This window comes from Comamonas jiangduensis (assembly GCF_030162955.1).
GTDB classification, from domain to species: Bacteria; Pseudomonadota; Gammaproteobacteria; order Burkholderiales; family Burkholderiaceae_C; genus Comamonas; species Comamonas jiangduensis.
In genome coordinates this window covers 80,435-91,112 of the sequence record NZ_JARXOV010000018.1, presented here as the reverse complement: position 1 = coordinate 91,112, position 10,678 = coordinate 80,435, and the positions used below count along the sequence as shown (strand labels likewise).

Below are 10,678 nucleotides of genomic sequence, written 5' to 3'. Positions count from 1 at the left end.
CGAACAAATAGCTCTGTCCATGCCTATCCGTTTAGGACCCATCTTTCCCGGAGCTGCGTTATGACGACGATCCCCTAACTACTACAGGGAATGCCAGCAGCGCACCTTTTGGTTATGGCTTATCAGCAGATTTAGCCATTCAATCTTTACCCGGGTTCAAATGATGATTCACTTACGTTGCCCATGCGGAACTAGCCTAGCTCCTTCACCGCCCTTCTGCTGGCAGCTTCCAAAGACATCCTCACAGATGATCTTTGCCACTTTCATGGGGAGCATTGTCAGAAAGGCTTCACACAGGCGCATTACTGCTCCTGCATGCTTTCTTAGGCTACTTGTGGTCGCACACAAGGTCATGGCAATCCATTGCTGGACGCATGACAAGGCAGATCAGAGCTTTGCGCTCTTCCGTCTTTCCACAACCCATCCGAAAGTAAATTTCGGACGTGTTTCATCCTTACCACATCACTATGGCAAAAATAGGCCAAAACGGCGCGCAAATCCCTGAAAGGGACGTGCTAATGCTTACCTCCCCCTTGTGAGGGAAGGCATGCAGCCGAATTGAGCCATTCGGCTGCAGATTGAAATTGCTACTTATTAGATAGCAATGAGACTTACACCACTAAGGTTTATCGTCCGATTTAAAAGGTGACACAAGGCCACAAAGCGCGACACGTGTCGCACAATAGTCTGAGATTATAGGTTTCATGCACTGCTTAGCGCGGGAGATACGAAATCACGCCCACCGCTGCTGGCAAGCACACGTGCGCACAGCACATCAGCGCTTTAGTTGATCGGCAAAGCACCCAGGCTGCGGCGCGAAACAAAGTAGCGCTGCGCACCCGTGATAGGGTCTTGAAAGGCCAAGCTTTGCGCCAGCAACAAGAGTGGCCGTGAAAAATCACCCTCTGGTGCATCATCCACCACCGGATACAGCCCATCGCCCTTCAATCCCAGCCCGAGCGCAGCCATGTGCACGCGCAGTTGGTGGCGTTTACCGCTCACAGGCTCTAGCAGATAGCGCGCCCAGCGAGCGTTGTGCTCTCGCACTTGCATGCGCGTCAAGCTGTTGGGAGGGCCATCCACTTCTTGCATCCGGATGAAATGGCTGCTCTCAGCCATGCGACTGGCATGCTCCCGGGGAAATGCAATCGCAGGGTTCCACGGCGCAATCGCTTCGTACACCTTGTGCACGCTGCGCGCTCTGAAAAGTGCTTGATAAGCACCACGCTCGTGTTTATGGATAGCAAATAGCACCAAACCCGCCGTGTCACGATCAATCCTGTGCACGGGCGATAAATCGGGCAAGCCCAACTGGTTTTTCAAACGAACCAGCAAGGTGTTTTGCAGATATCTGCCACCGGGCGTGACCGGCAGAAAATGCGGCTTGTCGACCACCACAATGTGTTCGTCTTGAAACAGAATTTCCGCTTCAAACGGTATGTCCGGCTCTTGCTCTACCGCGCGGTAGTAGTAAATGCGCAAACCGTGCAACAACGGCGTATCAGCCTGCACAGGACGCGCCAACTCGTCCAGCACCTCACCGCGCGACATGCGTGCTTGCCACTCTGCCCGTGATACTGCAGGCAGGCGCTGCGCCAAAAAATCCAAACAACTGCCTTGCACACCTTGCCCTACGCAGGGCAGCACCACGCAACTGGGCTTGACGCCATCGCGAATCGGCAAAACTTGGGGGTCGTGGGTGTTGTGCATAAAACCATGGACAGGCCCAGATTTTCAAGCCAAATTGGCATGAAACGCAGGCCCAGCAAACGCTTGCAGCTCACATATTGTTAGATTCTTAGCGATCACTTTGTGCCTGCTGCACGATCGCCGCAATTGCCTTCGCCGTGGCTTGTGCAGCCCCTCGGTGCGATTGTGCAAACGCCAGCGCAGCCTGCCGGGCCCGTGTCAAGCCTTCGGCATCGCGTGCCAAGGCGGTGGCCAGTTGCACACCTTGCTCCATATCCAGCACCCGAAAAGCAGCCCCCACCTCGCAAGCAGTTTGTGATGCCTGCGCAAAATTAAAGGTGTGCGGCCCCAACACCATCGGGCAGCCGCATGCCGCAGCTTCAATCAGGTTTTGCCCACCCAAAGGCTCAAAACTCCCGCCCAGCAAACCAATGTCGGCAGCTGCGTAATATGCGGGCATCTCGCCCACGCTATCGCCAAGCCAGACCTCCACATCGGCAGGCGGCGGGCCATCCCCCCACTGGCTGCGGCGAGACACTCGCAACCCCGCCTGCTCCAGCATGGCGTGGACTGCATCAAACCGCTGGGGATGGCGCGGCACGATCAGCCACTGGCATTGCCCGGCAACGCCATGAAACTTGCGCCCTACCCACTGCGCAAGCCACTGCGCTTCCTCGCCTTCACGAGAGCTGGCCACTATCACGATGGGCTTGCTGCTGGCTGCGCGCCATGCAGCGCCTTGTGCGCCCAGCGCACTATCGGGCTGCACATCAAATTTCAGATTGCCCAGCACGGCTTGCACGGGCGCACCCAGGCTGCGCAGGCGCTGCGCATCCTCTTCGGTTTGCGCCCACACGGCATGCAAAGCGCGATAAACCGGTAAAAACAAAGACGGCCAGCGCTGCGCCCCTGTTTGGGACTTGGTGTTCAGCCGCGCATTCGCCAGCACCAAAGGCACTTTGGCTTGGCGACAAGCCATGACTAGATTGGGCCATACCTCGGTTTCCATCAGCACACCCACTGCAGGCTGGAATTGGCGCACAAAACGCCGAACCGCTTTGCGGCTATCCCACGGCTGCCACACTTGCAAATCGCCGGGCTGCAGCAGCTTGCTGCCTTCTGCGCGACCGGTGGCCGTGCCGTTCGTGAGCAGCAATCGCATCCCTGGCAGGGCGATGCGCAACTCTTTAATCAGCAAGGCAGCTGCACGTGTCTCGCCCAATGACACGGCATGCACCCATACCCACTGTCCTTTGCCGTCACACCCCAAGTCTTTTGGGGTGTAACAACCAAAACGCTCAGGCACTGCTTGTGCGTAGCCCGGCTCAGCTTGCGCACGACGGCGCAGCTTGCGCTTGAGCATAGGCTGAGCAGCCCACGCCAGTGCGGAATAAGCAGCCAAACTCCAATTCATGCTGTGTGCTTCTTTTGCTCTTGTTTTGCGGTGAACTAGTGCGTCGCACTACCCACTCGGGCACCAGGCTTCACACGCTCGAGCAAGGCCAGCATCTGGGCCTCGATGCGATGCAAAGCTGCCTCTGTATGCCCCTCAAAACGCAAGACCAATACTGGCGTCGTATTGCTGGCACGAATCAAACCAAAACCATCGAACCAGTCCACGCGCAAGCCATCAATCGTGCTGATTTGTGCACTGGAGGCATCTAACACCTCAGGTGCCAGCGCTTGCAGCTGGACAGTCAGCGCATGGGGCTCGCCTTCTGCGCAGGCCACATTCAACTCTGGCGTAGAAAAGCTGGTGGGCAGTGCATTCAACACCGCGCTGGGATCGGACTCTCGACTCACAATTTCCAGCAAACGGCAGCCTGCGTAGGTACCGTCATCAAAGCCATACCAGCGCTCCTTAAAGAAAATATGGCCACTCATTTCTCCACCCAGTGGAGAGTCAAGCTCTTTCATCCGCGCTTTCACCAGCGAGTGCCCGGTTTTGTACATTTCAGGCACGCCACCCGCCTCTCGAATCGCAGGCGCCAAGCGTTGTGTGCATTTCACGTCAAACAAAATCGTGCCGCCAGGCACACGCGAGAGCACATCTTTGGCAAACAGCATCATCTGCCGATCTGGGTAAATGGTCTGACCATCTTTGGTCACAATACCCAAGCGGTCACCGTCGCCATCAAACGCCAAGCCCAGCTCTGCATCAGTCTCTTGCAGGGCTTTGACGACATCGCGCAAATTCTCTGGCTTGCTAGGGTCGGGGTGGTGGTTCGGGAAATTGCCATCTACCTCAGAGAACAATTCCAGCACTTCGCAGCCCAGGGCCCTAAATATGGCAGGCGCAGTCGCACCAGCAACGCCATTACCGCAGTCCACCACAATTTTCACAGGGCGTGCCAGCTTCACATCCCCAACGATGCGCGCGGTGTAATCTGCCAGCACGTCCGCATGGCGAATGCTGCCACCCGGTTGCAAAAGCCAGTTTTCCGCTTCAATCGTCTGGCGCAGCGCCTGAATTTCAGGCCCATAGATCGCACGTCCCGCCAGAACCATTTTGAAGCCGTTGTAGTCCTTCGGGTTATGGCTGCCAGTGACCATGATGCCGCTCTTGCACAAGGTGCAGGCTGCGAAATACAGCATGGGGGTAGTACACATCCCCACATCAATCACTTCCAAACCCACATCTACCAGCCCGACCATCAAAGCTTGGCTTAAGGCTGGGCCCGATAAGCGGCCATCTCTTCCTACCGCCACAACACGCTCGCCTTCAGCCAGCGCAGCCATCCCAAAAGCACGCCCAATGCTGCGCGCTACCGCTTCCGTCAAGGTGGCGGGTACTACCCCGCGAATGTCGTATGCCTTAAAGATAGAAGCAGCAATCTGCACAGTAGAGTCCTTGGTGGTTATTCCACAAAAAAAAACGAGGCACCGTTCGTGCCTTGCCTTGGCCCATTTTAGTAGCCACAGACCACCTTCCACGCAAGCGCCGAACTCAAAGCTTGCCCGTGGATGGCAAACAAGTCATTAGATTTCAATGCCCAAGCTGTTTAAGCAGCTCTCGCTCATCCGTGGTCGGAGTCGATAACACGAACCCACAGCGCGTTCACAAACCTCGGGAGTAAAACGGGTAGCTTTAGCGTTCATAACTCAATCTTCTCAGTATTGAACTACCACTGGTGCCGATGCGATTCAGACAACGCAAAACAGAAACCCCCTGCCCATTCGCACAGGCAGAGGGTTAAACCGAAATTCAGCACGGCTGTTTAGTTACGCTCGCGAGCGATAGCTACATTCAAAGAGCGGCCTTCTGTAGGCTGGCCATTCAATCCCTGTACTGCAGCGGCAGCGGCTTCTGGGGTAGACATTTCTACAAATGCAAAACCGCGTGAGCGACCAGTGTCACGATCCAAGATGACTTGAGATGAAGTCACAGTGCCGTAATTTGTGAAGAGCTTACGCAATGCATCGCTATCAAGCGAAAAAGCGAGGTTGCTGACGTAAAGCTTGTTTTGCATAGCGTACGTTCCCAAAAATTGAAATTACCGGCCAAAGCAACGATGGCTTAGTTGGGACGGCGTCTCGGAGCAGCACCGCCGCCGGAACGCGTTTCAAGGTGGCGGAACGTGACTCGACCTTTGTTCAGGTCATAAGGAGACATCTCGATGGTGACCTTGTCGCCTGCCAGAACACGAATGCGGTGCTTGCGCATCTTGCCTCCCGAGTAAGCAATCAACTGGTGCCCGTTTTCAAGCACCACACGAAAGCGTGTATCAGGCAAAACTTCTTCAACGCGACCTTGCATTTCGATAAGTTCTTCTTTTGACATGAGTCTCCTAGGAAAGTGAAAATAAAACGAGCGTCAAGTGCTTGCGTTCAGTTCAATTGGTTTGACAGCACCATGGTGCGTGCCTGCGCTAAGGCGTAACTGTTTGCCAGTGTTTCGCTGGCAAACTGAGGGATAAAACGGAAAATGCGGTCATAAACGCCGCGACGAATAGACACGGAAGAGGCAAACTGGCCTGACTCGCCAAGGTAGCTGAATGGTGTAACAACGTAGTTGCCTACCTGCTCTTTGATTTTTTGTTGCAGCATTGAATGTATGGACGAAGCCACCCAGCAGAAAGGGCACTGCTATCGTCAAAATAGAAATGGAACCCTGAAGAGGGCAGTGAATGTGCAAGCAGAGTATGGAAAGCCTGCAAGAATTCGCCGTGGAGAGGTGTGACCGTCACGCGCTTCAAAGAAGGGAACTACCCAATGCCAAGGGGCTGTAATGGGGGTCAGACATACACTAGGGTGGACGAACAAAAAACTAGCGCATGGGTTGAGTATATACGCTGTTCTTAAAATTGGCTCACACTCTATCGCTCATCCCTTGAGCTGAATCGCCCAGAGTTTTGCAGAGGATTCAAAGCCCCTATTTCCGTTCAAAGGGGAGCCTATACTACTGATTAGTGTGTTTGGAAAGCTCCTCCTGGAGCCTTCGTGCAGTTCATGGCGAATGTCTAAAGGGCTTACTCAAGCATGCTTGGCTAGACAGTGGTGGCGTATATGACTACTGCAAACTGGCCTTAGATGAGCGTGATTCGGGAGAGGCCTGCAGTAGACATCAAGTGGCAAAGCTGCTGCGCACAGAGGGTATGAGAGCTCGGCATGGCTATGGTAAGCGCGCAAGACAGTGCACTGGCGGTATTGGTTCCCAACTTGCATCAGCAACAATTCAGCGAGGCTGGACGCCATCTAGAAAAAGCTGGTCGATTCGCCAACAAACACGGCGCTTAAAGCACCCTGTTTTGATTTCTCACACAACATCAGCTACCCAGCAACTCTTTCACCTGTGCCAAAGCATTTGGATCTTCCATGGTGGTCAGGTCGCCGGGGTCTCTATGCTCAGCAACCGCCTGCAGCGCCCGACGCAGCAATTTACCACTGCGTGTTTTCGGCAAAGCTGTCACAAATAACACCCGGGATGGCCGAGCGACTGCACCAAGCTGGCTATCCACCAATCTCATTACCTCGGCCTCCATCTGCGCTTGTTGCTGCGCATCAGCGACTTTGCTGGCATCACGCATGACCGCGAATGCCATAGCAGCTTGCCCCTTAAGGCTATCTGCAACACCCACTACAGCCACTTCCGCAACCTCAGGGTGTGCAGAGATGCTTTCTTCAATTTCACGGGTGCCCAAGCGATGCCCTGCAACGTTAATTACATCATCGGTTCGACCCAAGATAAAGTGATAACCCTGCTCATCACGAATACCCCAGTCGAAGGTGCTATAGATCAACTTTTCGGGAATACTCTGCCAGTAGGTTTTGACAAAGCGCTCATCATCGCCCCAGATCGTCTGCATGCATCCGGGAGGTAGCGGCCCCTCAATCGCCAGCACGCCTTTTTGATTGGGTTCGCGCAATTCTTCACCGGTTTTGTCGTCAATCAGCTTGACGTTGTAGCCATAAACCGCTTTCCCCGGACTTCCGAACTTACTGGCCTGCGGTTCCACTCCGTTACACAAGGTCATGATGGGCCAGCCCGTTTCTGTCTGCCAATAATTATCAATAATCGGCACTTGAAGCGCATCGCTAATCCATTGCGCTGTAGGCTCATCCAGCGGCTCTCCCGCCAACCACAGCGCCTGCAAGCTGGAAAGATCATATTGGCGCAAAAATGCAGGATCGTGCTTTTTCAATACACGCACTGCCGTCGGAGCAGAAAACATGTGTGTGATACGGTATTTCTCTACCAAGCTCCACCAAATACCTGCATCCGGACGAATTGGCAGCCCTTCATACAGTATGGTTGCCATTCCAGCAATCAATGGTGCATAGATGATGTAGCTGTGCCCAACCACCCAGCCAATATCGCTGGTGCAAAAAAAAGTTTGCCCGGCTTTGGCATTAAAGATGTGAGACATGCTCGCAGCCAAAGCCACTGTGTAGCCCCCTGTATCCCGCTGTACTCCTTTAGGTTTTCCGGTTGTTCCGCTGGTATAAAGAATGTAGCTTGGGTCAGTAGATTTGACCGTCACGCATGGCACTTGCGCATCCATGACCTTCGCACGCAAATCGGTCCACAGATGATCCCTGCCAGCACGCAAGTCCATTGCAGCCAAACCACGATTGGCCAAAAGCACTGCCTGTGGTTTGTGCGTACTTAACTGCAGCGCTTCATCGAGCAAAGGCTTGTATGCCAGAACACGCCCGCCACGGGATCCTGCATCGGCACTGACAATAACCTTGGGCTTCGCATCATCAATACGCGATGCCAAGGAGACAGAAGCAAAACCACCAAATACCACGCAGTGAATAGCACCTAAACGTGCACATGCAAGCATCGCAAAAACAGCCTCGGCAATCATGGGCATATAAATCTGCACACGATCACCCTTCTCTACCCCAAAAAACTGCAGCACTGCTGCCATGCGCTGCACTTCTGCGTGCAAATCGCGGTAGGTATACGTTTTTTCTGTATTCGTTTCTGTCGATACCGCAATCAGCGCAGGTTGATCTGCTCGATCTTTCAAGTGCCGGTCTACCGCGTTATGACAAAGGTTTAACTGCCCATCCGCAAACCACTGCACAAAAGGCGGATTGCTGTAATCACAGATTTTTTCCGGCTCTTTGACCCAATCAACCAAGCTCATTTGCTGTTGCCAAAATGCATCGCGCGTTTGAGGATCGATGGAACGCTGATGAAACTCTGCAAATCCTGACCTCATGAGACCGTCTCCTTAGCTTTTTTATCTGCAACTTATTATTCATTCGGCTCTTTCGATAAGCTGACAAGCATGTTTATGCAAGTTTCACGCCCAAGAAGCCAAAGAGATGAATACACACTCCACTAAACACGAGTTTTTTGCAAAATAATTGCTAGCCTTGGAACGCAAACTGTTTCTTTTTAAGAAAAAGCGTAAAATTCATGTCTTCCAACTGACAATGTCTTTACCTTGTGGCATTGCTAAACCATTTATCTCAACACCGTTAAATGACTACTTACAAAGAATTACTGGCTCAACGCGCAGAACTGGAAAAACAAATTGAAGCTGCACGCAAAGAAGCCTTGTCTTCTGCGATCGCCCAAGTTCGCGCCATCATCGCCGAATACGAACTGACAGAAGAAGACGTTTTCTCCAAGAAAACTGCTCGCGCAGCCACTACCGGCCATAAAACGGTGGCTCCCAAATACCGCGACCCCATTACAGGTGCAACGTGGACTGGTCGCGGCAAGCCACCACTGTGGATTGCAGGCAAAGACCGTCTGAACTTCCTCATCGAAGATCAAGCGGCGGCGTAACAAGCACGCAACTTGGTGAATAGCCCCAAAAAAGCCCAAGGGAAATACCTTGGGCTTTTTTGTTACTGAATGGGTGCATTACATACGAAAGACTTCCAGCGTGCGCCCCAGTACTGCGGCATTACTGCTCATACCTTGCGCTGCCTCAGCAGACTCTTCCGCTTGGCGCGCATTCTCTTGCGTCACCCTATCTAGATCGTTCAAAGCTGCATTGACTTGACCAATGCCTGAAGCTTGGTTGCGCGTAGCATCGCCCATGGCACGCATCAGATGACTCACATGAGCCACCGCCTGCACCACATCGCCGATGGTGTGACTGGCATCTTGCATACCCTCCACGCCTTGGGTAATTTGCGCATTCGAGTTTGAAATCAAACGACGGATCTCACCAGCGGCTTGCGCACTGCTTTGCGCCAGTGCTCGCACTTCTCCAGCAACCACCGCAAAACCTCGTCCCTGCTCTCCTGCGCGTGCAGCCTCCACTGCCGCATTCAGCGCCAAGATATTGGTCTGAAACGCGATAGATTCAATCGTGGCAATAATTTGCCCCATTTGCTGAGAAGACTGACGCATGCTTTGCACCAAGCTTCCAACCCCATCCATGGCTTGTCCACCCTGCGTGGCAAGTTGGGCACTTTTTTCACTCTCTTGCATCACATCATGGGTGGTTTGCTGAGACTCCACCACCGTCTGTGCAAGCACCTGCATGGTGCTTGCTGTTTCCTGCAGTTTGCTGGCCTGTATGTCTGTGCGTTGCGCCAAATTACTGGCTCCTGCAGAAATGCTGCGAGACAAATGCGTGAAGCTATTGATTTCATGGCGCGCATCACCGACCACAGCACGCAAGTTGATGTGCACTTGGTGCAAGCGCTCCATCAGCAACGCCATAGGATGGCGGCCCTGAAGCAAAGCGGGCAAACGACCATTGAGTTGACACCCAGCCAGCTCCTTGGCCAAAGCATTAATTCGCTCAAAGGGTTGCGTTATCCGCACACTCAAACGCCACAAAGCAAACCCCATCCCAGCGACCAACAATACTATTTGCACTGCCAACTGCCACGATTGCACCCATCCCATCCACGGAAAAGCTGCCGCCACCACAAAAATTGGCAACATCATCCAAGCCATTCGAGTCGTAAAGCTAAAGCGCTGCAGTTTTCCCAGCTGGTTGCGCCACCCGGTGCGGCGAACGTGACCAGCGTGCAAACTGACTTCTGGATGGCTCTTACCTCGCTGCACATCAAGCTTGGCATATAAAGCCTGCGCCGCCTGCACCTGTTCGCGCGTAGGCTTGGCCCGCACCGACATGTAACCTACAGGCTTGCCGTTTTGCATGATCGGCGTGACATGGGCCTCAACCCAATAAAAACTGCCATCCTTGCGGCGATTTTTCACCATACCCTTCCAGCTACGCCCATGTCCAATCGTGGCCCACATATCCCTGAATGCCTCTGACGGCATATCGGGGTGGCGCACCATATTGTGTTGCTGCCCCATCAGCTCTTGCATGCTGTAGCCACTCACACGCTCAAATGCTGCATTGCAGTGGGTAATGTGACCACGGCTATCCGTGGTGGACATCAGCAACTCATCAGCGGAGTAATCAAACTCTCGGTCAAATACTGGCAAATTTTCGCGCATACCTAGATTTTCCAGGCTGCAGTCGCCATGCATCCATATTCAAGAAGAATGCGCGCAGCCTAATTTTCACAACCATTTCTTAGCAGGCGTGATGCTATCGAG

General features: G+C 53.5%; 9 protein-coding genes. 1 reads left to right on the top strand and 8 read right to left on the bottom strand.

The genetic code is table 11. The annotated features are described in order from the left end of the window. Positions 1-783: 783 nt before the first annotated feature. The 7 genes from QEP12_RS14050 to QEP12_RS14015 all read right to left on the bottom strand — a co-directional run bounded on the left by QEP12_RS14050 (position 784) and on the right by QEP12_RS14015 (position 8,360). Positions 784-1,710, bottom strand: coding sequence for a pseudouridine synthase (locus QEP12_RS14050; RefSeq protein ID WP_174862497.1), 927 nt, complete (start codon positions 1,708-1,710; stop codon positions 784-786). An 88-nt stretch (positions 1,711-1,798) separates the two neighbouring features. After that, positions 1,799-3,103, bottom strand: a complete 1,305-nt coding sequence (locus tag QEP12_RS14045) for a 3-deoxy-D-manno-octulosonic acid transferase (protein ID WP_284214630.1) — start codon at positions 3,101-3,103, stop codon at positions 1,799-1,801. 35 nt (positions 3,104-3,138) lie between these two features. Then, a complete protein-coding gene (locus QEP12_RS14040; RefSeq protein ID WP_174862498.1) occupies positions 3,139-4,530 on the bottom strand; it encodes a phosphomannomutase/phosphoglucomutase in 1,392 nt (463 codons plus the stop codon). Between the two features lie 377 nt (positions 4,531-4,907). Beyond that, entirely contained in the window at positions 4,908-5,159 is a 252-nt protein-coding gene (locus QEP12_RS14035) for an RNA recognition motif domain-containing protein (RefSeq protein WP_174862499.1), read from the bottom strand. Positions 5,160-5,206: 47 nt separating this feature from the next. Beyond that, positions 5,207-5,470: a translation initiation factor IF-1 gene (infA, locus tag QEP12_RS14030; RefSeq protein WP_174862500.1), complete on the bottom strand. Its 264-nt coding sequence runs from the start codon at positions 5,468-5,470 to the stop codon at positions 5,207-5,209. 47 nt (positions 5,471-5,517) lie between these two features. Then, entirely contained in the window at positions 5,518-5,736 is a 219-nt protein-coding gene (locus QEP12_RS14025; protein WP_174862501.1) for a hypothetical protein, read from the bottom strand. A 719-nt stretch (positions 5,737-6,455) separates the two neighbouring features. After that, positions 6,456-8,360, bottom strand: coding sequence for a propionate--CoA ligase (locus QEP12_RS14015; RefSeq protein WP_284214629.1), 1,905 nt, complete (start codon positions 8,358-8,360; stop codon positions 6,456-6,458). A 266-nt stretch (positions 8,361-8,626) separates the two neighbouring features. Between QEP12_RS14015 and QEP12_RS14010 the strand changes: the two genes are divergently transcribed. After that, a complete protein-coding gene (locus QEP12_RS14010) occupies positions 8,627-8,935 on the top strand; it encodes an H-NS histone family protein (RefSeq protein WP_219164517.1) in 309 nt (102 codons plus the stop codon). A gap of 78 nt (positions 8,936-9,013) precedes the next feature. On the opposite strand, the gene QEP12_RS14005 is transcribed toward QEP12_RS14010, so the two are convergent. Further along, positions 9,014-10,576 carry a methyl-accepting chemotaxis protein gene (locus QEP12_RS14005; RefSeq protein WP_284214628.1) on the bottom strand — a complete coding sequence of 521 codons (1,563 nt, stop codon included), beginning with the start codon at positions 10,574-10,576 and terminating at the stop codon, positions 9,014-9,016. Positions 10,577-10,678: the final 102 nt, after the last annotated feature.

Coding starts and splice junctions, on each gene's coding strand:
- QEP12_RS14050 (WP_174862497.1), bottom strand. CDS start 1,710: ATGCACAACACCCACGACCCCCAAGTTTTGCCGATTCGCGATGGCGTC.
- QEP12_RS14045 (WP_284214630.1), bottom strand. CDS start 3,103: ATGAATTGGAGTTTGGCTGCTTATTCCGCACTGGCGTGGGCTGCTCAG.
- QEP12_RS14035 (WP_174862499.1), bottom strand. CDS start 5,159: ATGCAAAACAAGCTTTACGTCAGCAACCTCGCTTTTTCGCTTGATAGC.
- infA (WP_174862500.1), bottom strand. CDS start 5,470: ATGTCAAAAGAAGAACTTATCGAAATGCAAGGTCGCGTTGAAGAAGTT.
- QEP12_RS14025 (WP_174862501.1), bottom strand. CDS start 5,736: ATGCTGCAACAAAAAATCAAAGAGCAGGTAGGCAACTACGTTGTTACA.
- QEP12_RS14015 (WP_284214629.1), bottom strand. CDS start 8,360: ATGAGGTCAGGATTTGCAGAGTTTCATCAGCGTTCCATCGATCCTCAA.
- QEP12_RS14010 (WP_219164517.1), top strand. CDS start 8,627: ATGACTACTTACAAAGAATTACTGGCTCAACGCGCAGAACTGGAAAAA.
- QEP12_RS14005 (WP_284214628.1), bottom strand. CDS start 10,576: ATGCGCGAAAATTTGCCAGTATTTGACCGAGAGTTTGATTACTCCGCT.